The organism is Streptosporangium sp. NPDC023825, assembly GCF_040639575.1.
Taxonomy (GTDB): domain Bacteria; phylum Actinomycetota; class Actinomycetes; order Streptosporangiales; family Streptosporangiaceae; genus Streptosporangium.
This window is the reverse complement of record NZ_JBFAAE010000004.1, coordinates 239,932-262,214: the sequence shown is the minus strand read 5'-3', so window position 1 is coordinate 262,214 and position 22,283 is coordinate 239,932. Positions and strand designations below refer to the sequence as shown.

At 57.8% G+C, this 22,283-nt stretch carries 34 protein-coding genes and 1 other RNA gene; 13 read left to right on the top strand and 22 right to left on the bottom strand.

Translation table 11 applies throughout. The features are described 5' to 3' along the window. The first annotated feature begins 199 nt into the window (after positions 1 to 199). The gene (locus AB0G15_RS06000) at positions 200 to 1,252 is read left to right on the top strand and encodes a hypothetical protein (RefSeq protein ID WP_362835806.1); all 1,053 of its coding nucleotides are present in this window, start codon (positions 200 to 202) and stop codon (positions 1,250 to 1,252) included. Between the two features lie 49 nt (positions 1,253 to 1,301). Here the strand turns inward: AB0G15_RS06000 and AB0G15_RS05995 are convergent, their stop codons facing one another. The 6 genes from AB0G15_RS05995 to AB0G15_RS05970 are packed head-to-tail and all read right to left on the bottom strand — an operon-like array spanning position 1,302 to position 4,712. Continuing rightward, positions 1,302 to 1,748 carry a hypothetical protein gene (locus tag AB0G15_RS05995; RefSeq protein ID WP_362835804.1) on the bottom strand — a complete coding sequence of 149 codons (447 nt, stop codon included), beginning with the start codon at positions 1,746 to 1,748 and terminating at the stop codon, positions 1,302 to 1,304. Positions 1,749 to 1,784: 36 nt separating this feature from the next. Next, the gene (locus AB0G15_RS05990; protein ID WP_362835802.1) at positions 1,785 to 2,450 is read right to left on the bottom strand and encodes a hypothetical protein; all 666 of its coding nucleotides are present in this window, start codon (positions 2,448 to 2,450) and stop codon (positions 1,785 to 1,787) included. A 3-nt stretch (positions 2,451 to 2,453) separates the two neighbouring features. After that, positions 2,454 to 3,377: a hypothetical protein gene (locus AB0G15_RS05985; protein ID WP_362835800.1), complete on the bottom strand. Its 924-nt coding sequence runs from the start codon at positions 3,375 to 3,377 to the stop codon at positions 2,454 to 2,456. Next, the gene (locus tag AB0G15_RS05980; protein ID WP_362835798.1) at positions 3,377 to 4,078 is read right to left on the bottom strand and encodes a hypothetical protein; all 702 of its coding nucleotides are present in this window, start codon (positions 4,076 to 4,078) and stop codon (positions 3,377 to 3,379) included. The genes AB0G15_RS05985 and AB0G15_RS05980 overlap by 1 nt, the downstream gene beginning before the upstream one ends. An 8-nt stretch (positions 4,079 to 4,086) precedes the next feature. After that, positions 4,087 to 4,371, bottom strand: a complete 285-nt coding sequence (locus tag AB0G15_RS05975) for a hypothetical protein (protein ID WP_362835795.1) — start codon at positions 4,369 to 4,371, stop codon at positions 4,087 to 4,089. Further along, a complete protein-coding gene (locus tag AB0G15_RS05970; RefSeq protein ID WP_362835793.1) occupies positions 4,368 to 4,712 on the bottom strand; it encodes a hypothetical protein in 345 nt (114 codons plus the stop codon). The genes AB0G15_RS05975 and AB0G15_RS05970 overlap by 4 nt, the downstream gene beginning before the upstream one ends. Before the next feature lie 1,076 nt (positions 4,713 to 5,788). Here AB0G15_RS05970 and AB0G15_RS05965 point away from each other — a divergent pair. Both AB0G15_RS05965 and AB0G15_RS05960 read left to right on the top strand, forming a co-directional pair. After that, positions 5,789 to 7,534, top strand: coding sequence for a TROVE domain-containing protein (locus AB0G15_RS05965; protein WP_362835790.1), 1,746 nt, complete (start codon positions 5,789 to 5,791; stop codon positions 7,532 to 7,534). Between the two features lie 138 nt (positions 7,535 to 7,672). Next, positions 7,673 to 8,242, top strand: coding sequence for a hypothetical protein (locus AB0G15_RS05960; RefSeq protein WP_362835788.1), 570 nt, complete (start codon positions 7,673 to 7,675; stop codon positions 8,240 to 8,242). A gap of 50 nt (positions 8,243 to 8,292) precedes the next feature. Here AB0G15_RS05960 and AB0G15_RS05955 read toward each other — a convergent pair whose 3' ends face one another. From AB0G15_RS05955 to AB0G15_RS05880, 16 genes are all read right to left on the bottom strand, one after another. After that, entirely contained in the window at positions 8,293 to 8,826 is a 534-nt protein-coding gene (locus AB0G15_RS05955; protein WP_362835786.1) for an HAD domain-containing protein, read from the bottom strand. Positions 8,827 to 8,858: 32 nt separating this feature from the next. Further along, on the bottom strand, positions 8,859 to 9,110 hold the full coding sequence (locus AB0G15_RS05950) for a hypothetical protein (protein WP_362835784.1): 252 nt from the start codon (positions 9,108 to 9,110) through the stop codon (positions 8,859 to 8,861). Further along, entirely contained in the window at positions 9,107 to 9,634 is a 528-nt protein-coding gene (locus AB0G15_RS05945; RefSeq protein ID WP_362835782.1) for a hypothetical protein, read from the bottom strand. Before AB0G15_RS05945 ends, AB0G15_RS05950 begins: the two co-directional genes overlap by 4 nt. 402 nt (positions 9,635 to 10,036) lie before the next feature. Further along, positions 10,037 to 10,348, bottom strand: a complete 312-nt coding sequence (locus tag AB0G15_RS05940) for a hypothetical protein (protein WP_362835780.1) — start codon at positions 10,346 to 10,348, stop codon at positions 10,037 to 10,039. Next, on the bottom strand, positions 10,345 to 10,812 hold the full coding sequence (locus AB0G15_RS05935) for a hypothetical protein (protein WP_362835778.1): 468 nt from the start codon (positions 10,810 to 10,812) through the stop codon (positions 10,345 to 10,347). Before AB0G15_RS05935 ends, AB0G15_RS05940 begins: the two co-directional genes overlap by 4 nt. After that, positions 10,809 to 11,114: a hypothetical protein gene (locus AB0G15_RS05930; RefSeq protein WP_362835776.1), complete on the bottom strand. Its 306-nt coding sequence runs from the start codon at positions 11,112 to 11,114 to the stop codon at positions 10,809 to 10,811. The genes AB0G15_RS05935 and AB0G15_RS05930 overlap by 4 nt, the downstream gene beginning before the upstream one ends. Then, positions 11,104 to 11,430, bottom strand: coding sequence for a hypothetical protein (locus AB0G15_RS05925; RefSeq protein ID WP_362835774.1), 327 nt, complete (start codon positions 11,428 to 11,430; stop codon positions 11,104 to 11,106). Before AB0G15_RS05925 ends, AB0G15_RS05930 begins: the two co-directional genes overlap by 11 nt. A 455-nt stretch (positions 11,431 to 11,885) precedes the next feature. Further along, positions 11,886 to 12,035, bottom strand: a complete 150-nt coding sequence (locus tag AB0G15_RS05920; protein ID WP_362835772.1) for a hypothetical protein — start codon at positions 12,033 to 12,035, stop codon at positions 11,886 to 11,888. After that, the gene (locus tag AB0G15_RS05915; RefSeq protein ID WP_362835769.1) at positions 12,022 to 12,471 is read right to left on the bottom strand and encodes a hypothetical protein; all 450 of its coding nucleotides are present in this window, start codon (positions 12,469 to 12,471) and stop codon (positions 12,022 to 12,024) included. The genes AB0G15_RS05920 and AB0G15_RS05915 overlap by 14 nt, the downstream gene beginning before the upstream one ends. 11 nt (positions 12,472 to 12,482) lie before the next feature. Continuing rightward, positions 12,483 to 13,052: a hypothetical protein gene (locus AB0G15_RS05910; RefSeq protein WP_362835767.1), complete on the bottom strand. Its 570-nt coding sequence runs from the start codon at positions 13,050 to 13,052 to the stop codon at positions 12,483 to 12,485. Next, on the bottom strand, positions 13,033 to 13,212 hold the full coding sequence (locus tag AB0G15_RS05905) for a hypothetical protein (RefSeq protein ID WP_362835765.1): 180 nt from the start codon (positions 13,210 to 13,212) through the stop codon (positions 13,033 to 13,035). The genes AB0G15_RS05910 and AB0G15_RS05905 overlap by 20 nt, the downstream gene beginning before the upstream one ends. After that, entirely contained in the window at positions 13,213 to 13,542 is a 330-nt protein-coding gene (locus tag AB0G15_RS05900; protein WP_362835762.1) for a hypothetical protein, read from the bottom strand. It lies immediately after the preceding gene. Next, the gene (locus AB0G15_RS05895) at positions 13,543 to 13,758 is read right to left on the bottom strand and encodes a hypothetical protein (RefSeq protein WP_362835760.1); all 216 of its coding nucleotides are present in this window, start codon (positions 13,756 to 13,758) and stop codon (positions 13,543 to 13,545) included. Positions 13,759 to 13,798: 40 nt separating this feature from the next. Further along, entirely contained in the window at positions 13,799 to 14,146 is a 348-nt protein-coding gene (locus AB0G15_RS05890; RefSeq protein ID WP_362835758.1) for a hypothetical protein, read from the bottom strand. Positions 14,147 to 14,444: 298 nt separating this feature from the next. After that, positions 14,445 to 14,939 carry a hypothetical protein gene (locus AB0G15_RS05885; RefSeq protein ID WP_362835756.1) on the bottom strand — a complete coding sequence of 165 codons (495 nt, stop codon included), beginning with the start codon at positions 14,937 to 14,939 and terminating at the stop codon, positions 14,445 to 14,447. Beyond that, entirely contained in the window at positions 14,940 to 15,557 is a 618-nt protein-coding gene (locus AB0G15_RS05880) for a hypothetical protein (RefSeq protein ID WP_362835754.1), read from the bottom strand. 2,675 nt (positions 15,558 to 18,232) lie between these two features. Between AB0G15_RS05880 and AB0G15_RS05875 the strand changes: the two genes are divergently transcribed. The 10 genes from AB0G15_RS05875 to AB0G15_RS05830 all read left to right on the top strand — a co-directional run bounded on the left by AB0G15_RS05875 (position 18,233) and on the right by AB0G15_RS05830 (position 22,250). Beyond that, positions 18,233 to 18,301: hammerhead ribozyme type II (locus AB0G15_RS05875), an RNA gene on the top strand. Positions 18,302 to 18,317: 16 nt separating this feature from the next. Further along, complete coding sequence (locus AB0G15_RS05870) at positions 18,318 to 18,554, top strand: hypothetical protein (RefSeq protein WP_362835752.1); 237 nt, start codon at positions 18,318 to 18,320, stop codon at positions 18,552 to 18,554. 385 nt (positions 18,555 to 18,939) lie between these two features. Next, the gene (locus AB0G15_RS05865; protein WP_362835750.1) at positions 18,940 to 19,251 is read left to right on the top strand and encodes a hypothetical protein; all 312 of its coding nucleotides are present in this window, start codon (positions 18,940 to 18,942) and stop codon (positions 19,249 to 19,251) included. An 81-nt stretch (positions 19,252 to 19,332) separates the two neighbouring features. Then, the gene (locus tag AB0G15_RS05860; protein ID WP_362835748.1) at positions 19,333 to 19,572 is read left to right on the top strand and encodes a hypothetical protein; all 240 of its coding nucleotides are present in this window, start codon (positions 19,333 to 19,335) and stop codon (positions 19,570 to 19,572) included. Positions 19,573 to 19,659: 87 nt separating this feature from the next. Beyond that, a complete protein-coding gene (locus AB0G15_RS05855; protein WP_362835746.1) occupies positions 19,660 to 20,124 on the top strand; it encodes a hypothetical protein in 465 nt (154 codons plus the stop codon). An 85-nt stretch (positions 20,125 to 20,209) separates the two neighbouring features. Next, positions 20,210 to 20,554, top strand: a complete 345-nt coding sequence (locus AB0G15_RS05850; protein WP_362835744.1) for a hypothetical protein — start codon at positions 20,210 to 20,212, stop codon at positions 20,552 to 20,554. Between the two features lie 34 nt (positions 20,555 to 20,588). Further along, entirely contained in the window at positions 20,589 to 20,900 is a 312-nt protein-coding gene (locus AB0G15_RS05845; RefSeq protein ID WP_362835742.1) for a hypothetical protein, read from the top strand. Between the two features lie 70 nt (positions 20,901 to 20,970). After that, entirely contained in the window at positions 20,971 to 21,285 is a 315-nt protein-coding gene (locus AB0G15_RS05840; protein WP_362835740.1) for a hypothetical protein, read from the top strand. Positions 21,286 to 21,369: 84 nt separating this feature from the next. Further along, a complete protein-coding gene (locus AB0G15_RS05835; protein ID WP_362835738.1) occupies positions 21,370 to 21,678 on the top strand; it encodes a hypothetical protein in 309 nt (102 codons plus the stop codon). Between the two features lie 95 nt (positions 21,679 to 21,773). Beyond that, positions 21,774 to 22,250, top strand: a complete 477-nt coding sequence (locus tag AB0G15_RS05830; protein WP_362835736.1) for a hypothetical protein — start codon at positions 21,774 to 21,776, stop codon at positions 22,248 to 22,250. The last annotated feature ends 33 nt before the right edge of the window (positions 22,251 to 22,283 follow it).

Below are 22,283 nucleotides of genomic sequence, written 5' to 3'. Positions count from 1 at the left end.
GCACACAGTACACGATCGACAGGCAACAGGGCAGAGGAGCCCCCTCCCCGCACCGTAGCATCTTTCCGGGACTTTTGCACTTTTGGACTTTTGCATACTGACCAAAAGTCCTGCTAGCGTCACCTCACCATCGCCGGACATACCGCCCATAGCGACTGAACCGGCTTGATGATCACATAGCAGCTCCAAGGGGACAACTATGCCTATCTCCACCCCTGCACGCCCTCTCGACAACTCCGCGATCTTCCTGCCACCGACGTCCGGTCTGCCCGCCGGCCGGATGCAATTCGTCGAAACGGTCGTCGACCTCAAGCTCGCAACCGAACTGCTCCAAAGAGCCCGACTCGTCACACCAGAGGGGACCGTCAACCTCAAGCAGCTCAACAAGCGCAGGCTCTCGCCGAGCCTCATCCGCAAGTTCAGTGACGAGATGATCGACGGTTGGTGGCGGCTTACGCACCAGGCCATCGCGATCCTGCCGGACGGCGGCATTCACGACGGTCAGCACCGGTTGTTGGCGCTGCTGGACGCCTACCGTCGCAACCCCTACCAGCAACCGGTCACGTTCATGATCTGCTACAACGCTGACCCGGCCGTCTTCGCCTTCGTCGACAAGGGCAAGCGACGCAGCCCGTCCGACGATTTCGGCATTGACGACCTGCCCTCAGCTCCGCAGCTCAGCCAGGCTGCCCGGCTTCTGTGGTTCTGGCTGGCCACACGGCCCGGTCGAGAGCGCAACGCAGCCGAGGCGAGAATCCCAGTAGAGCCGTACAAGTGGGCCAAGATCGAAGTCCCCAGTAACCGGCTGCTCCAGGTCGCGGCCGAGCACCCTGGACTCCAGGACTACCTGGAGCACTCGCTGAGTGTCGCCCGCCGGTCGTACCTGACGCCCTCATCAGTCATCACCTCCCGCTACATCGTCACCCAGGCCGGAAACGACCCCGAGAAGCTCTATGAATTCCTGGAGCTCATCGGCTCCGGCCAGAACATGCCCTACGACTGGCACCCGGCCTGGACGCTGCGTGACTGGTCGATCCGCAGCCGCACCGCGACGCACAAGGTCACCAGAGGATCGCTGCGACTGGCCAAGGGACCTCTGCACCTGAGGCTGATCATCCAGATGTGGAATCACGTCGTCGAAGGCAACAAGGTCGAGAAGATCAGCTACAAGAAGGAGGGGCTCATTCCCGAGGCGCTCGTCATGCCGGAGCAGCCCGCCCCGTCTGCTGTCTCTGAGCCGATCGCAGCCTGAAGACAACAGAGCCCCGGCCGAAATTCGGCCGGGGCATCTTGCTGCCTGGCTACTCGTAGAGCTGGCCGCCGAGCCTCTCCTGAAAGATCGGCACAAGCCGCAGCGACGTCTCCTGGAAGTTGATGACCCAGTTGGTGCCGGCCAGCGACGAGAAATCCGCCTGCCGCGCCCGGTAAGGAGCAAGCTCCTCATCCACGTGACCAGGCAGCTGGAAGGTGCTGATCACTGCCGTGCTGCCGTCGGCCAGGTCGCACCGGGTGCGCTGGGAGGCAATGCCGATCTGGTCGGCCGGGAGCGGCAGCAGGCTCTCGCACTCAACCTCGGTGCCTTCTAACTGCTGAGCGATGACCTGCACGTCCTTGTAATAGGCGATCGGTCGATCCTCAGCCAAGAAGAGCTTCACGATGACGACGATCAGGCAAGCAAAGGCGCCGACGACGAGGACGGCACCGAAAACGTAGTTTCGTACAGGAGGGCGGAATCCGGGGGAGGTCATGAAAGGAGTGATACCAGATTCCGGCCCGGATCGCAGCTACTTCACCGGAAAACCCCAACCGGTGAAACCGGCAGCGACTGGTGGAAGTAATTCAATGGCAGCCCACGCCCACCGTGATGCGGTGGCGCTCATAGTTACGCTGACCGGGGCGGGCGATGGGGTATCGGCGTTGGCGTAGAATGCTGCGCCCGACACAATCGACGGTATTTGATAGGGATGACTGGTATAGCCGGAACCAATAGTGACCGACGAGCCAGAATAGTTGGTGGCGACACCCACCGCCCTTGAATTCGGAACGGATGACGTATACAGCGTTGGCGTGTAGGTGAGCAAGGTGCCATTATAGCCGATTCCGCCCTGCCCAACAGGGTTAGCGAGGTCTACTCCAGTAAATGAATAGACCTTTAGAATCCCGTCCTCTGCTGCATTAAGGGTTGCCGTAACGGTAAGGGATGCCCCCGAGGGCGCGGGAGCAGTGAAGATGGAGGCGTACCCATCCTCCGTGCCGCTGACGTTTGTTTTTTCCTGTCGAAGCGTCCAGGTTAGGGCGGTGCCACTATTGGACATGGATATAAGCCTTGCGCCTTCCAGGCTGATACACGCCACAAGAAGCGAAGAGGATGCAGGGGTAAAGCTCGCAGTGGTTTTCGTTGCTATGTTGTTGGAGACGATTGCCGGAGCCGCTCCCGCGTTAATGGGCATAGGCTATCCCGCCACCACTTGAACCGTCAGATTAGCCCCCGCAACTGTACTACCTACCTGGTCGACATCTACCGTGAGGTAATCACCATCCGCCCACGTCGTGACATCCATAGTCGTCGACTTGGAAGTGTTCGTGGAAACAGCGATCGTCGGCCGGGCCGACTGCGTAGTGAAAATCGTCGTGCCGTTTTTGTGGACATCCACGATCAAGGACGCACCCGTAGGAGCGGTACCGACTGAGGCCCGCACTGAAGAAATCGTCAACGTCCGGCCGGTGTCGTTATAAACGCGGTAGGTGCCGGCTCCGGTAGTAACGGCTCCTGTAACGGAGTAAACCGGCGAGAAAGATCCGACATGTGTGTGTGCTAGAGCGGCATAAGCGGAGTCGTGGTTATGGCTGATTGTCGCATAGGCAGAGTTATGGTTATGGCCGATCGCGGAGTACGCCGCGTCCCCCTCAGTAGCCGTCACATACTGCGGATGCGGATCTACCGCTCCCGCATGCTCGCCCACCTTGTAATCGGTATACCCATTGACATCAGCTACTAGACCGTCAGCGTAGTCGGTAGCCTGCCCGTACCAGTAATCGGTATACCCCTGAGCATCAGCGAGTTTCCCATCAGCCCATAGCTTGGCAGCCGCCTCACCGGCATCTGCTTTAGCTTGAGCTCCGGCCGGCGTTTCAGCGCCGATTTCGGCCGCTGTATGCGTGTGATCGATCTCCGCATACAACGTGGCTGCATCATCGTAAGTCACGTACTGCGTATGTGGGTTTTCCTCAACTTCATGCGCAGCTACAGCACTGGCAGCCGCTGAATCGACATAGCCCTGATTAGCAGCGTGATGAGTGTCCGACGGACTGCCCACATCAATAAGTTGGCTGCCTGACAGGCTGTAGCCGCCAGCAGCTCCCAGCTTTTTCGCCATTAGCCGATCACGACAACCCGGTAAGCATTGGAAGACATGGAGGCTGCCGAGGTGAGCGTAATCGTGTTCGTGTCCGTCGCAACCTTATGCACGTCGATCTCCTCATCAGTCGACACCTCCCACACCGACACGGCAACCGCCTTAGTGCCGAGGCTGTGAGAAACCGTCCAGGTGGTGCCGGTCGAGCTGGGGCCCGTGGTGGTGTACTTGCTCAGCGAAGCCATCGCCGGAGGCGGGAACGCAGAGAAAACCAGTGCCGTGGTGCCAACGACAATGGGATTGTTCGTCGTCAGCCACCAGGCGGTGTCCTGGTTGGCCGTGCCGTCCTCCACCGTGACCCACATGCCGGCTGTCACTTCGGAATCGGCATTGGCGTCCGTGGCTCTAATCAATGGCGAAGACGCGGCAGCAAACGTGTAAATGCCGTTTTCGGCACCGAGGACCTGGTTTTTCAGCAGGATCCGGTTTCCCGAAGAAAGCGTCACACCGTCAAGGGTCGACGGGGCCGAGGTAATCGACACGTTAGCCGTAGAAGCGACCCTGACCGAACCCTTGTAATCCAGGTTCGACATCTGAGCGGTGACAAGGTCTTGGACCTGAGCCCACTGCGCAGCCGAAGTGCCGGTCGTGGCCGCCGCGATATTCTTCAGCTCGGAAGCCGAGAAATCGTAGCCGCCGGCGGCGTTCATTTTCTTAGTCACTACAGTTCCTAGCTGAGGTAAGCCTTGCCACGGATTGTGGCAGCAAAGGCGCATCTAACGGTATTAAGGGTTGGCCAGGAAATGAGTGCGTCTACGGAGTAGCCGTCGATGTCCTCGACGACGACATTCGGTTTGTAGCCAAGGGTGTGGGTGATATCCCAGATAACAGCCGGAGTCGTCTGCGTATGGGTGTAGTTCCCGCCGTCAATTCCAGGCGGGCCCTGAGGTCCGGTGCGAGAGACCTCAATGATCTGGGTGCTCTCCGGCGCGACGATCTCGACGGTCTCAATCACTGCGTCACCGCCGGAACCACCGAGTAGGTACCACGCAGAATCGGCGGAAGATCCTGACCGTCAGGCTTGATCATGACGAGCTCATAGACCCCGTGCAGCCAGCCGACCCAATCGGTGTCCTCATCCGACTTCACAAGCGTGACCGTGCCGTCGCTCTCCCCCAGGACGATTGAGCCGTCCTCGGTGCTGAAGGTGGTCATCAGCCGCCCACCAGGCCGGTCACGACACTGCATACGCGCACTCCAGCCGGCCATCGGGATCGGCGAGCCGTCGCGCTTGCGGATCAAAGTCTCGCTGACCTGCCGCCGCGCATAAAAGGTGAAGTGGTACTCGCCTGCCATACCCACAAGCGTACGAATGTCAAGAGCTGCGTTGTTAAGAGACAACTATGGTTGTGCGTGGTCGCCCCACAGCTTGCATCCGGAGTTGACGACCCATAGATTTATCTCTGCAAGGCCCGCTCGAAGTGCCAGACAAACCGGTTACTTCAATTTGGGAAAAATACCGGACCGTCTAACCAGTTGTCGGGCGGGCCAGCAAAAGCTTAGGTTCCAGAAGTGAAGACACTGCCGGTTACTTCCTTCCAAGAAAAACACCGGAACGTCGCACCAGTTCTCTGGGACAACCGATTCAAAGGACGCTCGAAGTGAAGAGAACAGATACTTCCGCCTATTAAGCCGTAGGTCGCGGGTTCGAGTCCCGCCCGAGGGGTGAAATCTTCGGTAGCTCAGTTGGCAGAGCAACGTAACAGTGCTGTTTTCGACTAGTTTTCGAGCATCATCTAAGTTTCACAAACTTGCTCTTTTGAAGTGCAGATGACGGTTACTTCTTTCTGAACAAAAGAGAATGTGGGTTCGATTCCCGCCGGGTCCACCACGCGGGCCTGTCGTCTAATGGCTAAGACATACGTCTCCGTCGTCGTCCAGTTTTCTCAAGAGCGAGCACTTCCTTGCTGAAGTGTCAGCCTACGGTTACTTCGTGGTTCGAATCCGTGCTAGGCCGCTTGGCCTTGTCGCCCAATTGGTAGGGCTTCCGTAGCTACATAGTTTTCAGCAAGGACCCACACTTCTCTCCCGAAGTGACGATCGACAGATACTTCTAACAGATAGCCCTTTGCAGCTATCACTCGGGGAACTAGAAAACCCCAAAGCACCACCACTGTCGGCACACAGTTCTCGGGAGGGGTCTCTATATAGTTTCGTGAGCGGTGCCTGAAGTGCAGGTGACAGATACTTCAAGGGGGCCCGGTGTCGGAGGTTCGATTCCTCCCACCCTGACCTAACCGGGGTGTAGCTCAGTTGGCAGAGCACGGGCTGTAAGACACTGTCCCCGACTTAGTTCTCAGGCACCGCTTCGCGGATTCTCTTATATACGGCTCCTCCCGAATTTCCCCATATTCGGCGAGGAGCCGTTTTTCATGCCTAAGCTCAATTCCCGGACCACTCAGACGTCAGGACATGCACGTCTGATCACGACTACCACTACTCGACCCAACACCCGAACCGGCAACGGCGCCCCGGCCTACACCCGCGACGCCAAGGGCGAGCTCTTCCTTCTGGCGACCACCACGTTCCATGGAGAGAACAACGCCTACGAGAGCGGCGACGACCGCTCCCGGCGCCTGGTCGAGCTCGTGCGCGAGATCGCCGTCACCGACTTCGTCTGGCTCTCCCAGTTCGCTCGCTGGCTCCGCGCCGAGGGCAACATCAGGACCGTCTCCATCGTCATCGCCGCCGAGGCCGTCAAGGCTCGACTCGACGCCGGTCACCACGACTACGCCTGCTCCAACCCCAGTAAGTGCTACGAGTGCAAGGGCTGGACCGAAAACGTCACCTCGCGCATGACGGTCCGCCACAACTGGATTCACTACACCAACCGAAAGCTCGTCGACTCTGTTCTCCAGCGCGCCGACGAGCCCGGCGAGCTCATCGCCTACTGGCTGTCAACCTACGGCAAGCCCATCCCGATCTCCATCAAGCGCGGCATCAGCGACGCCATCAAGCGACTCTGGACCGAGTACAGCTTCCTCAAGTACGACAGCGACAAGGCCTCGGTACGGTTCGGTGACGTCGTCGACCTGGTCCAGCCGGCCTACCACCACAAGGAGTTCCGGGGCACCTGGCAGTACGACCTCATGGGCTACGCCCTGGCCAAGCGCCACAACCGCGACGAGATCGCCATCGGCCCGAATCTCCCCATGATTCGTGCTCGGGTCAACCTCATGGGCAAGCCGGTCGCCGAGCGCCGCCGCATCCTCCTCAACGAAGGCACCGAGGCGCTCAAGGCCGCCGGCATGACGTGGGAGTCGGTCGCCGGCTGGCTCCAGGGCCCGATGGACGCAGCTGCCTGGGAGGCGATCATCCCCTCCATGGGCTACATGTCCTTGATCAGAAACCTGAGGAATTTCGACGAGGCCAGGATTTCCAGGCAGGTCGCTCGCCAGATCGCCGAGAAGCTCGGTGACCCCGAGCAGGTCGCTCGCTCCCGCCAGCTGCCGTACCGGTTCCTGTCGGCGCACCTCCACACCGACTCCCTACAGTGGGCCTCCGCGCTAGACGCGGCCATGGACGCCAGCGTCCGCAACATCCCGAGTCTGCCCGGTCGGACGCTCGTCATGGTCGACACCTCCGGCTCCATGGACGTCCCAATGTCCGCCAAAAGCAAGATCAACCGTGTCCAGGCTGGCGCCATGTTCGGCGTCGCGTTGGCGGCCAAGGGTGAGCAGGTCGACCTCTATGGTTGGGCTGATCGTGCCTTCCACCACCCGATCAAGAAGGGCGCCAGTGTCCTGCGGGAGACGGCACGCTTCTGCAAGCGCGTCGGCGAAGCCGGTCACGGCACCCTGCTCTCCGCGTCACTGAACCAGGCGTACAAGGGACATGACCGCATCGTGGTTGTCTCGGACATGCAGACCACCGACATCCTGACGCGCGGCGACTATGCCGGCTACAGCTTCTTCCGGCAGACAGCCCAGCCATTCAACCTTCCTGCTCACGTGAACCTCTACGGCTTCAACCTCGCCGGCCACAAGGCCACTCCCCTGGACGGCAAGCGCGGCATGTACGAGATGGGCGGCCTGACGGATCAGACGTTCGCCAATATCGCCCGCATCGAGGCCTCGCAGCGCGAGCAGTGGCCGTGGGAGATGAACGAGGCCGCGTGAACGACTACGAGAAGCGGCTACAAAGCGCTGAGATCGCCATAGCCGCCGGAATAGTACTCGCTATCATCCTCGCTCTCGTAGTCCTCCTAGGAGGTCCTACAGAGCCCTCAGACCCCCCGAAAATCGACAGGACCATCAGTGGCAGCAGTGGCAGCTAGTGACTACACCACCATCTACACCGACAAAGACGGTGATTGGCTTGGCCTGCAAGAGGACGGCTCTATGGTCGTCTTCAGAACGGTCGACATCGATGATGAAGACGAGTACGGCGTAGTCAGCATCGAGAAGAAGGACATCCCAGAGGTTCTTCGGAAAATCGCCGAATTGGCCGGAGTCGACGTCCTTATCCTCAAGAAGCCAGCGGTGACACCAGCTCGCCAGCCGCTTAATGTCGGAACGAATCTGTCGACTAGTAACATGATCATGCTCGATGCGGGCTTCGATTTCGCTCACCGTTACTCCATCGAAGCGACGCTAGAGCTGATCTGGAAACTGGCCGAGGCAGTAGCGAAGGTCGGCACGGCGCCGGACGAGGTTTCCGTCCGAACCCTCAAGGCCGACATGCATGTGGCTGGCATCATCACACCAACCCCAACCGCTGACGCCACAAAGCTCATTGCTCTCGGCTATCGCAAGGATCCTGACGCGGCAACCGTGGTCCGGCCCGGAATTCACGCCTTCAACCACCTACCGCAGGTGACCGGCTAGAACGACAAAGAGCTCCGGTACTCGATCGAGTACCGGAGCTCTTTGCTCTGTCACACGGGTGCAGCCGTCGCCATCAGCCAGCGCTCAGCTTGAGCTATATGGGCAACGTTCAGCCCTGTGACCCACGGCACCGGCACCACCAGGTGCGGGCCGAGTCGAGAGTCCGAAGCCGCCAGCTCCGGCACCTCTGGTTCGTCGTCGAACCACACGAACGAGCGGCCGGCCAACATGCCGGATTCGGCTACGCATCGCACTTTCCATGCGCCAGTCGACGGCCTTTTATGCCGAGGCATGTGATTGACCTCGTCACTGATGGGGATGACGGGCAGTTCAGGAAGCCCGAGCCGACGTCCGATATGTTCATTCGCGTGTTCGTTCCAGAAACTCGCCCACATGAGCTCGGATCCGGTTTTCTTAGCCAGATCCATCAGCATCTTGCCGTGGTTGTGGTTAAGCGCGACCTTGAATACTTCTCCGGTGGAAAGCCGGATCTTCATCCGGACGAATCCCAGATGATGCTGATTCCACGGGTTAAGGACACCGTCGACACCGACGATTATCACTGGCCCGTTCTTCTCACTCATGTATATGTAGAGCTCTCTTGCGTGGGGTTTAGCTACCAGTCCACAGGACCGTACTTCGTGAGGTAGGCCCGATTTTCGGCCTGGGCGATCAGATTTTCCTTCTTGAGCTGATCGTTTTGGTCCATCAGAAACACCAAGGCAAGAAGGAAGGCTGAGAAGACAATCAGCCACACAGCCTCTTCGATGTGCCCGAAAAAGACGAGTAGGGCGCCGACCATGATGGCGGCCCCAGTAACGAACGAGCCGAGAAGCCTGATCACGTTTTCCGGCTTCTTGATTTTCATCGACCGACCTGCGTCTTCGCTGCCAGATCATCTAGCCAGAATCGGCACGCCAGGTTGTACGACGCATCACTGAGAGCGTGGTGCAGCAGCGTTGTCTGCTCTGGGAGCTCGACGCCGAGCCTACGTCTTTCCTGCTCGATGTCGTAAACCCACCATCCCCAGCCTTCCGGCCACATTCCTTTGGAAAACAGATTGCCGAAGATCGTGCCGTCCTGTGATCCGCAGTAGGTAACCAGCTCCCAGCCGTTTTCCTCGGCTTCGAGCAGCCCCTTGATCTCCTCGGCGATGCGGCCGAGGGACTTTACCACCGTATTCCGGTAATCGAGGTTGCCGTTTTTGTCCAGCGGCAGCTGCGGCCAGACGTGCTCCATCAGGAAATCGTTCGCTCCGATCGCCCTGACCGGCATGTCCTTATTGACCGCGTAGTAGTGGATCCCCGTCGAGAACGCCAACCCGATAGAGATCGGATACAAGGTACTCCCGAGGTTAAGGAACTCCGTGTCGTAGCCGATTAACGTCGTCACCTTCGCCTCCCTGATTGTGGCTGACGCCGAAACTTCTTCGGCAGAAACTCTCCGCTGGGGTACGGCATACGCCTCTTCCAGCGATGGGCGTAGGTGCGATCCTTCGGCGCTCTCCGAGGCGCTACGTCCTGGAGAATGCGCTTAGAGACGAGCTCCGCACCGAACCAGGCCTCGTCCGATCCCTGCTCTTCGACCCAACCGACTCGCCACGGCTTGTCGTAGACGTGAGCCAGAATCGGGGCGTCGTAGTCGCACCGCATCGTCCAGATGCAGGTGTTCGGTTCCCGGCCGGCCTCCACGTACACGACGCAATCCAGCTGCCCCCCGGCCGGCCGGAGCCACATGGCCGCATAACCACGGTCGAATACGTTGACGAACCCTTTTCCCCTAGGGCTCCATCGTTTACGTGACACGCAGATTAGCCTCCCTCATAAGTAGTGACAGCAGTTCGAACTCCTCTTCTGCGACCCGACGACCCTCTTCCGTCAAGGAGTAATACCGACGATCAAACTGTCCCGGCCCCAGACTCGGGACAGTGAGCTGGTCGATGAACTCCTGATCGATAAGTCGCCCTAGCACCAGGAAAAGCTGGCTCGGGTGGATTTTGACGGGCACCATAAGGTCCTTGGCCAAAACCGTCTCATGGCTAAGGAGTGCTATCAGTACCCGTAAATCGCTGACCGGCATGTCCGATCTCGCCACGACGGTGCTCATGCGCTGATCTTCACCGCCTCCAAGAACTCGCGGGCCCTGATGTAGCGACCCCGCAGGAACTCGACCTCGCCGTCTCGCTCTTCCTTGGTCAGCGTGCCGTCGTTGTTCATCCGCTCTATCGCCGCCAGGCGGTCGTTGACGATGGCCAGCATCACCAGCCGCCCCATCGAGTGCGCGAACGCCCGGCGGATGTAGGTGAAGTACTCCTCGCTAGGCTTGGGTGTCACCGAGACGATCGCGTCGATGACGACCGTTGGCACACCGAGCTTTTCGAGGTCTGCGACTGAGGTGTCAGTGATCCTCAGGATGCCGCTGAGCACGCCGGCGACCTGAGCCATGTCCCCGTGCTCGTAGAGAGCCTCGCGCACCCGCATCAGGGAGTCGATGTACGGGACGCCGAAGTTGTCCAGCTGGCCTTCGTGCTTTTCGATGGCAAAGATGGTGGCGTTCGCCACTGTGATCATGATGTTCCCCCCTTGATTTCCGTCACCTTCACTCGCCCGGATTTTCCGTACTTGGCGATCAGGTTATTCGTCGATCTCTCCATACGTTGCTGGATCTCAGCGTTCTCTCGATTCAGCTGTACGGCCTTGCCGGTACGTGCATACTCGTCGACCAGGAAGTTGGTGAGCAGCTCTACCCAACTATCCGGCTTATCGAGGCATCCGGCTTCATAAACCTGCCAGGAGAATTCGGCCACATGATCGTCGCAAAGGCCGAATCTCGTCGCCCAGGCGCAAAGCCTGGCGTACTGGTCAAGATCCATCGGCGGGCTTTGGCCGAAGACAGTGCATAAGCCACCTGGAGACGCCGTACTTATCCGTCTCGCTCATTCCGGGGAAATTGTTGCCGATCAGTGTAGCCAGCAGAATCTCCATGCCGGTGAACTGCTCAACATGCTTGACGAAGGTCACTACCCTACGAGCACCGAACTGAGCGAACTCGGTTTGCTTGATGACCTCGTGGCCTTCACTCAGCAGCTTCTCGTAATCTAATACGATCCCGGCGACATCGACCAGATGCTTGTAGTCCTTGTCGGCCAGAATCTCTTTTACCAGGCGGCTGACTTCATCGTCATCCATCGCGCTCCTAAGGAATTAGGACCTTGGTCGGGGACAGTACCTTCACCGATTCCGGTGAGATCTTTCGTCGCGCGCACTCTTGGACGACGACACGGCGCATGCCGTCGGTAAGGTCATCGACGGTGAGCGGCTTTTGGATATGGGTAATGGTTACCGGGAAGACTCTACGAGCCCGGATTCTTCGATGCCTTATGAACGGCTGGACCTGTTTTTCGGGATCGCTATAACCACGTCCTATTCTTCGGAGAGTCGGATTTGCGATTTCTACCACATCGGAAAACTGCACTTCGAGGGCCCCTGCGGATCCCATTGGCCTTCCTTTCTTTGTCGACCTTGTTTAGAGCTTTATTCAACTGCTCCGCTATAACCTCGTCAGTGAAATACGCATCGACCATCTTGTCTACGAGGTTTATGTACTCGATGAAATCTTCCTCGGCGGACACCTACGCCTCTCCCTAGATGATGTACGGAGGATAAGGACCGCCTCCGGGGAACTCTTCCGTGACCGGAATCCTGTCTTCGTAGGCGAATCTCAGCAGGTCAACGCCGTGATCGGTGAGGAGGTAGGTTAGCTCCTCGTCTGTCAGGTCGTCAGGACCGTCCATTACCGTCTCCGGTTAAATGATAATTGACATTGGAAACAGACGTTTCCAGCATTTCAGCTATTTCTCTAACACTAAGTTTTCTACTTAACCTTCGAATAAGCTTTCGCTTCTCCGGAACCGCCGATTCCGACCTGAGATAAATTCCTTCCCTGTTCAGATGCCAGTAAACAGTTTTCGGTTCTCTGCCGATCTCGTCTGCTATTTCCTCAGGAGTCTTTCCTTCGCCATGTAAGGCTAAAACCCTCTCGCGAGTTTTACCTTTCTTTAGCCCACGAAGGGGTGTTTTTGTGCGCCTGAGCGAATCATATATAGGGCGATCGCTAACCTTGTATTGTTTGCATATAGCTCTTATTGAATACCCGATTGTGTACAGTACTGCTATTTCTTGATCTTGCGCTTCGGTTAACTTTCTTTCCGGCCCTGGTTTCCCCCCCATCGCCGGCCTCCTTACCTGGGCTGCTCCTTGTGCTTGCGCTGAATCTTCTCTGCCAACCGCTCAATCAGATCCAAATCCTCAGGCGTCAGCAGAGCACGAATCGACTTAGCCTCTGGAGATCCCAACGACGACCTATCAAGCAGGTCGTCGAAATCCTCCAACTGCTGCTGAGCCTGGCCGACCTCGCGGGCGATCTTCGCGCACACCTCAAATGTGCAGTGACCTCCGAGGTGCTCTTCCAGGGGGACACCGCAGGACTCACTGATCGCCGTCGCGATCTGCTCCGGCAGCTTCCGGAGCCGCGTCACCAGATCGATCAGATAGCGGACGTCATCCCAAGCGTGTGTGATGAACGCGTCGTCGGCCTCGTTCGGCCAGTACGGCGAGAAGACTTTGCTGCTCTTCGGAGCCTTGAGAATCTGATAATTCACGACCTGCTCAGGGAGCAGCCCACCCGCCTGCGGCGGTATCCGAAAGGCAACACCATGCAGACGGTAGTAGTGGCCGTCCTCGTCAGACCACCACGGACCCTCCGTCGCAGCGGCCCAGCGGATGACGAGCTCATTGAAGCGGTCTGTCATTTTTCCCTCCCATGGGCAGTGCCATCAGGATCAAGAGATCTAGGCCGGCGCTGACGCCGAGATTCCTATCTCTCATGAAATCGGCCAGCCTCTCGAAGGCTGCCACGGAGACCTCAGCATGGATCTCCCTCTTGTTCGGATCCCAGAAGTCGACGGCCATCTAATCCTCCGGAAGGACGTCTCTGTAGCTCTTGCCGCTTCGAATGTTGTACATGGCCATAGTGGTCTTTCCGTATTTTTCGGCCAGCACCTTCATGGAGAGGCTAGGATCATCCCGCATAAGGCGCTTGATCTCCTTAACCGTCGCTATCGAGAATCGGCCGTTGTCGACATTTCTTCGAGGAGTTTTTGTGCGATCGAGCGACCTATAAAGACCATGATCAGATACATTGAATGTCTTCATTATTTCCGCGACGCTACGGTTACGCCTATACGCATTAGCTATCTCTAAGTCCTCTTCCGGCGTCAGCCGCCTTCTCCCCGGACTCACTTACTGCCCCTCCGACCCCTGATTCAGCTCGACGATCAACTTGTCCAACGCATCCTTGACCGCCATGACCTTCGGATGAGGAACCCTAGAGCCGTGCCCCTGCGTGTACGGGGTGCTCATCCCGAGATAACGAGCAACCGTGAACGTACCGACGTTGGTCTGGAGAACCTTCGCTGCGATCTCCCGAGCCTTGTGCTCAGCCTTTTCCTGATCCATTCCCTACGTCTCCTTAGAACCGTGTAGCGGGCAGTCTGGCTTACCGGTTCTCCCGGCTCTCCTGTATGAGCATAAAAACCGTCAGAGCCGTAGCCACAGCAATCAACGCGGCCTGAATCCAGTTCTGCAACATCAGTGCCCTGATGAGCTCCAGGCCGACAGCGATACCGACCAGTGATCCCGTGGTTTCGGGGCTCGGGCTCATATCGTGGGCGTGTACGAGCATCGCCAACGCCCAGCAGCCGGCGGCCAGCAGCGACAAGATTCCATGACTGATCTGATCAGACGAAAAGTCGATCTCGGCCCGAGACAACGCGCCGCCCATCATTGCTGACAGTGGAAGAATAACGCTACTGAATCCGACTCTGGATTTTCGTCTTGCTTTCACGCAACGCCCTCTTATTCGCGTTTTCTATGACCTTCCGCACACAGTCAGTGCTCTTGTTGACTATCCGTGCGATGATGATCCGCTCGACGCCGGCCCGGTTGAGAAGCAGAATCAGCCGACGGTGCTCATTGTTCTTCCGAGGCGTCTTAGTCCGCACCAGCGCTCGGTAAATCCTGGGCGGCTCGATACTGAGCTCGCGGCATATCGACTTGATCGAACTGCCAGGCTGCCAGTACAACCTGACGACTTCCGCGTCCAGCTCTAGCGTCTGCTTCCCCGGTCCACTCGGCCGAGTCACCTACGCCTGCTCCTTGGCCAGCCTGCGGTACCGCTTCACCGACGACTTCGGGATCCCTGTGCAATCAGAGATCTGACGCACCGAGTAGGTCGGCGTCAGGTCGTCGACGAGCTTCGTCTTCCGCTCGACCTCGTCCGACTTCAGCTGACGTGGCGGCTTCTCCGCTCGTCGCGCCTTCTCAGCCGCCTCGACGGCCTCGATCTGTTCGTCTGTCACACCGCAGGCGAGCAGGGTTCTGCGCAGAGTGGTACGTGACCTGCCGACCAGACGTCTGATGAGCAGGAGGTCCAGACCGGCCCGGTGCAACACCAAGATGTCGCGCTTAATCTCCGCCCTCTGGTTCGCCGGCACGCCTGAGCGCTCCAGCGAGGCGAAGAGGGCGTTCGAGCTGATACCGAAATCCTCGCAAATCCGCCGGGGCGGCACTCGGCGCACGTACGCCTCAGCTATCTGAGCGTCCACCTCCGGCGGCAGGAACTTCGCCCTCCGAGCCATCTACACCTCCGTGGTCTCCAGGAACGGCGGCAGGCCGTCCTCTTCTGCGTAATCACCCCCGATCAGGCGCAGGACTGCGTCCCGCAGCCACGTTCGAGGTCTTTGCTCCAAGTCTTTGTACGAGATGTCGCACAAGGCGACGATCTCGCGCACCCGGTTCAGTGCCTCCTGGACAACCGGGTGACCGTCGTAGTGCTCGATGTCGTCGGCCAGGCGCTCATCGAGCCACCTCACCGCCTCGGGATACCCGGTCCGCCGGGCCTCCCAGTACCGCTGAATCTCCTCGAACTCCGCCGTCTTGCCGGTCTGGTCGAGCAGGACGTAGAAGCGAGTTCTCGTCTCGCCGGCCTCCCTGATCGCCTCCTTGACCGACGTGCCGGTACGCAGCAGCGCCAGCACCCGCTCAACACGTGTGAGCTTGTCCCTCTCCTTCCCTTCCTCGACGGCCCGTTCAAGCTGCTGCTCCAGCTTCGCGTTGTTGGACGTGTAGTAGTTGTGTGCCGTCCGCTTGAGTCCCAGTGACTCCAAGGAGTCGCCGACCCGACCGGTGCGACGAACCTCTTCGATGAAGCCGTCCCACCAGCTCGGGGGAGCAACGTGCCTTGTTGCAGCAGTCATGACGTCCTCCAGTGTCGTTCTGACACTAGCGGGACACCCCGTCGCGGCGTTCCCAATAGTGTCAAGTTCCTAGCACATTTCCAGTCTCTGCGCACTTCTTAACCGTTCCGTTACATTCGGTCACCGAAGTCACAGGCACCTGTGAATGTAACGGAACGATCTAGAAGTGCGACACCCGACGTTCCGGCCCCGGCTCCGAAGCTCGACGAGCTGACCAGCCTCTATCACGCAGCGTAGAGAAAAAGTGCTTGCTGGCCGCTTGCAAAAGCAAGCGAATCCGAGGCCACTGTCACCCTCCGTATAGCATTTCTTGTGCTGGAAACCAGGGCGGCCGGCCCAGACAGAGATCATTTAAGGGTGGGGGGCCTTTGTAACAGCCTTGCAACGATCGCGAGCCGGCGCGCGGCTTAGACCGAACGCGTGTGACCAGTTGTCACACGTGCCAACGCCTAAGAATGGTCATGCGTGAGGCTGTGAGCTGCACATAGGCACGTGTGGGCAAGGTGAGCGCAAGATCATGATAGTGAGGGCGATAGTTAATGATCTTGAAATCCGCCGGCACTGTCTAAATGATCTTGGCGAGAGTCTGGCAATGCTGCCTGGATTCCATGGGGTTCGGGGTTGTGGGTAGCTGATCAACCGAGCTGGCGGGCGACTACCGAGTGTGAGCAAGCACGCGAGTCACGTTCTGTGAGCAACCCTCTCAGTGCCTCTGTACGGCCTACGGCCTACCGAGATGCGCCGAGTCTCCCCCCTCTCCCCTCTCCTCTCCTCTGTGTGCGTTCTACGGCTTCCCATGCCGCCTCTCCCCTTCCCTCTCCCCACGGCACCCCCCCTGTCTCCAGACACCCCCCCTTGCCTGTAGACGTCCCCCTTTGGACTGGGCGCCGATTTCCGCCGAGCTCTGGGCGCCGAGCTCTGGGCACGCGAGCTCTGGGGAGTACTGGTACGGGGCGTGCCGGCATAGGCGGCACTGAGGAGACGTGCAGGTGAGTAGGGGAAGCCGGATCAGCGCCGAATTTTCAAGATCTTTAAGCGATTTGATCTTGACTCCGTGAGAGCGCCAAAAACGCGAGCATCTATAAGCGGATTGAGCAGGCAAAACAGCACTTCCAACATGCTGCTAAATCATGATCAAAATAGGGCTTTGAGATCAGCTGAGAGAGCGATTTCGGCGCATCGTTCCGCATTACGCAACACGTTGCATAGCTGCGCCAGCGCAAGGTAAGACGAGACGCACCGTTTTATTTCAGCTAATTTTTCTACGTATTCAGGCACGAAACAGACATTGATCTTGGTTGCCGGCACGCGAGCGGACGGGCGGAACGGTGCGCGGGAAGGGGTGCGCAAGCCCAAAAACAAGATCATCAAGAGAGATTTCTCGACTGGGCAAGATCACGTATCGCGGCCTTTGGCCGTGCATCATTGCAGGTCAAGCCGCGATTCCGACAGAAAGTGGACGCGAGCGACGGGACGTCCCGACTGTCGTTACATTTCCGTGACATGAAAAGTATTCCGTCACGCCACGATGTCTGGCAATGTTTGGTCTGCACGACAGAGGGACGCGGCACCGGGGCTCTTGACCGGAGACGCGAAACTCACAGCTACTTGAGAACCGAATACGAAGAACACGCGCCGAAAGGTGAGGAACGCGAGAGCGTCTCTCAAGCCCCGATTTTGGGCACCTAAGGGAATCGCGAGACGCGCAACACAGAGGCGGCTCGGATTCCACGCGGCAACGCTCGCAGACAGAAAACGGCTTTGAGCCGATTTTCTACGGAGCTTTGACGTTCGCACCTTGCCAAACGGCGATGTTCTTCGTATGCGGTTCAACCAACCGTCAACCAACGATCTTAAGGAGTAAGTGATGATTCGCGGCCCGCCTATGCCGGCACGCCCAAAATTCGCACGTTGCGGCGCGTGCGAAGGGTCTCTGAGTAAGCCGGTTACGCATCACGACGCGTTAGGAAAGACCAGCTAATCACTGGAAAAACAGATTCGACTGCGAACGTGGATGGATCGTGAACCAACCACAACAGCGGGAGGGCTACATAGTCCTTGGCAGAGACTTAACGGTCTCGTTTGTGTCTCCCTATGGTGCGAACCACCCGCTAGGGAGCACCGGACATACGCCGGAATTCGAATGCGACGGATTCCAGCACGTGACCGGGGATGGCATGAATACGTGCCTATCGCAGCGATGTTTGCGTAAGACGGTAGGTCTGGAAAAGACGGAAGTGTCATCCGAAGATGCGCTAGATGTGCGTTCCCCCAACAGTGTTAGGTCACATTGGAACACGAATGCATTGCTAGCCACCCCGTGAGAATGCAAGGTCCGTCACGCCTAAGCACACGGGAACTACTCGACGGCTCTAGACCCGATGGCGGGATAAGCATATAGCACATGCTTAGAGAGGGTTCGATTCCCCCTAGAGTCGCTTAGATTCAGCCCGAAAATTCAGTAGGAGGTAAATCCATGGACGTCGAAATGTCGCCACCGAACGGGATGCTTACCGGGGACATTAGGAACCACTACGCCGGCTGGGACACGACCGACTTGCTTACGGTCGTAAGCACGATCACGTCATCAGAGGAATTCCGGGACATCCTGCTTAACGAAATCTACGCGTCACGTTTGACGAACAAGGACATTCGCAGAATCACGGGATCCAACTAGCCGAAACGGACCCTACGGGGTTCGTCGTACGGGTATGGTCACCCGTGCATGAAGATGGCAGACCACAGACAGGAGCCGATTTTATGAGTGACAACGTCATCACAGTCGAAATCCCGAAGCACGGCCGATACAAAGTGTCGGCGCTGGCAATAGACATCATGATGAGTAAATATTGTCCGGCTAGCGTTAATGAGCTCATAGAGATCATTTCCGGGTTGTGGCGTGACAACCTAGGCGCCGAATTCGAGAACCCCGAAACCGTCACAACCGTGACTGAATGTCTGTTCATCCTGGCAGAGCTCAACGGGTACGGACGATAGAACATGTGAATCCGTCATTGGCCGTACGTCTCGCACGTACGGCCATTAATGGGCGCATGCTCAAAACCCTAGATTGGAGCCGAAAAATGCTCGCGACGAATCTCTCTGACGCTATGAAGGCCATCACACACAACCCCGACCGTTGCCCAACGTTCGGGTGTGGCTTCCATTGGGCGTTGATTCTGTCGTTCGCTGGCAGATACCGGCGGGTGTGCTACCAGTGCGCGGACACTCTTGACCCGACCAGGAACGCTAAACTGATTCACCGCAAGCCCTGGAAATGATCTTGTCACTAGGTCGACGTCCCTAGCCCGAAATTTGGGTTAGATACGTCGGCTTACTAATGAGATCACATTCTCAGAACACCTAGCAGGGAGCCGATTCCATGAGTGAAGACAGGCCACGCATCATCACAAACAACGTTCCACGTGACGTGATCTATGCCAACGAACTGTCACAGAAAGACCGTGAGGAATTCGGCTATCACGACTGGGAAAAGATCGATGCCGGGGAAGAGTCTCCCGAATTCTTCCGCTACCGGGGAACGCTGTATGACCTCAGTCAATTCTCCCGAACCGACAGAAACGGCAATCTCAGTGATTGGAATGGGTGCAGCGCCGATTCCGCATTCTCGGCGACGTTGGTTCGCTATGTCGAGAATGGCGAACGCGTGATTGTCGGAACCTACATCGCATGATCCTGTCATTGGATACGCGTCTCGTTACGTGTATCCACTAATGGGATTAAGCCCAGAGTCTCTAGGTTAGGAGCCGATTTTATGGATACCGACGAAACCCTGTTTCGCACGTTCATTCTGGACTCCAGAGGAAACGCTATCAGGGAAACGGGATACGCGTCATTTGACGTGAATGAAGAAATATTTCAAGGGATCTTGAACGAATATGGACGTGAGTTAACCCTAGGAGAATTGGAAGGTTGGTTCTCCCCTAACTGGGACTGGTTTGAAGTTTCTTTGGGTCCTGGTCTGTGGGTAATGGTTAGTAGCCAGTACTGCTAGATGAGTCGGCTAGACGAGACACACTCTCGTTAGTGTGTCCGTCTCTAGCTGGTCATCCGATCAGTGTTTCTAGACGGGAGCCGAAAAATGCGTAACCACATCACGCTCATGGTCGAAGCAGTCGCAACCGTGCGCGCCACGTACCCGAACATGACCGACGAACAGAACGATTTCATCCAAATAGCGTCTGAGCACGCCATGACGAGTATCGCCACAACTGGTCTGAACAACGCCATCGAGAACGCCAGGGAAGACGGTACGGACGAAAGCAAGGTGCGTGACCTCTTCACGCTGAACAACCTGACCCCGGATTCCGCCTACGAAATCGTTCGCGACGTCGCACGTATGGTCATGCACACGTGGAACATCCCGCCTAAGTATGAGGCTGGACAGTTCGGTCACGACTTCGTGATGACCCGCAACGAAGAGGGTTGCGGGTACTGGGATGGTGGCTACCCCAACGATGGTGAATACCTCACCATGATCGCAAAGCGATTCCTGCCATGGCATTGCACCGCAGACAAGGGCGGCATTCACGTCTATGCCATGTGACGTTAGCTGACTAGACGTGCCCGAAATTCGGGGTTCGGGCACGGTAGTGAACTAACGTCAACAGCCCTAGGTTAGGAGCCGAAAAATGACCTCTCTTCTTCAGACTGTCATGCCCGAAATCCGCGACGTGATTCACGGTGTCAAGGGACGTAAGTACATCAGTGACGACACGGCGCGTACGCTCGCCATCATGCTGGACGGTGTCGGTCCGGCTCTCCAGACCATGATGCACACCGGAGCGATCACCAGTGTGGACACCATCCGTAGGGAGATCACCAGCATGGCCGACAAGGTTACGTCGGTCAGCGGTTGGGACAACGTGCGGGATGACCTGTACGGGGCCCTGATCGCTCTGGACGTCTACGTCTGCCAGTGGAAGAAGTCCCGCCGGCCGGTCAAGGGGTGGCCTACGCTCTCCCTTGCAGCCTGATACCTTCCCTACCTCTCAGACAGGAGCCGAAAAAATGGCAACGACTTCCGAACTGCTCACAACCGCTATTGAGCACGTGGACAACAACATCATTACACGTGCAGCTCTTCCCATTGCCGCACACAATCTCATCATGAACGCGTACAACGTTCTCATTGACATGCAGGAAGACGGCTTGAGCGTCGAAGATGCGGACGAACAGATCACGGAAGCGCTGGACGCCATCACCGATTACGTGAACCGTGCCGACACGCCGGAATCCGTCGGCGAATCGATCTGGACTATCTGTAAGCCCGTCAATGAGCTCATGCATCACCTCAACTACGTACAGGCTTACGGAGAATAACCCCCTAACGTGTCCCTATCTGTCAGGGGTAGGGACACGTCCCTAGAACATCGAGTTAGGAGCCGAAAAAATGGATGAAATCCGCGAATACCGTGTGTGGAACGAAACCGGCGACTACTGCGGAGGTGCAAAGGTCATTAAGGTTAAGGACGGATACGAAGTCCACCTAGACCCGTTTAACCATGCTGACGACGATAGAAAGCTAACTTTTCTCTACGAAAATGACGCTTTCGATTCTGCACATCGATTCGCTGAAACCTACATGGCGGAAGCTATCGCCGATTTCACCGAAAAGCATGGTGAGGCGCCTACCGGCGTTATGAGCGACACCGGATACAGCATCCAAGTTTGTGAAGGGGACAACGACGTCACGTCATCCATCTAGCGTGTCTAGTCGTGGCCGATTTTCGGGGAGATCGGGCACGGCTAAATCCGCTCGGCGGTAAACCACTAGCAGGAGGTAACAACCATGACGACTCACATCCTTACCAGCGGTCGCAACGGACAGACCGAAGACGTTCGTTACTTCTGCTCATTCGACTGCATGGCTCGCAAAATCCTGGAGATCACCGGAATCGCAGTTTCGGACGCCGGAGAGCACACCGACAGGGAGGGAAACACCTACTCATGGGGCGCATGGCCGGGAGGTAGTGAAACCAATTATGACGTCTGGTGCGTCGGTTGCGGTGACTTCCTTTGGCACGGCCTTGAGTGTGCCTGCCAGAACACCGAAGACGATCGCGAGCCCCTGACAGAGGCACAACTGGCAATGCTCTAGACCATTCAGCTTTGATGGGGCCCGAAATTCGGCAGGAACGTCGGACCCCTTCATAGCTAGGGTGACCTAGTCCAACCACAAGAGAGGCAACAACCATGACTGAGAACGCTACGCACTGGCACATCGCTACCGGCCTCACCGGTCACGGTCCCGACGGGTACAACGAATTCGGCACGGCTACCGAGGTGACCGGTAGCGGCGGACTCGCCGATCAGGTCTCAGACGAACTGAAGCGATGCGCGGAATCGGCTTACGAGTCGGCTACCGCCATGCGCGACGTTGCCAAGCAAGCCCGTGAGGCAGGCAACGACGGCAACGAGCTGGACGCATCGCGCGATGCCCTCACCGAATGGGCCCGCTCGGAAGAGCTGGACCACGCGCGTATGAACTTCGATGAGACCGACAAGCTGGATGCGCCCGTGTATAAGGAAAACCCGGCACTCTGGCCGGAGAGGGTTCTCAAGCTGGTCGGCGAGATGTTCCCGCTGGACATCTCCCGCAACTCACGGCTGTACGTGTGGCTGTGTGAGGCAGGGGACGCGTGCGAGCACTTGTCAGAGGATGACGAGTAACCACTAGCCGTTCTTCGTAGGGGGCCGGACTTT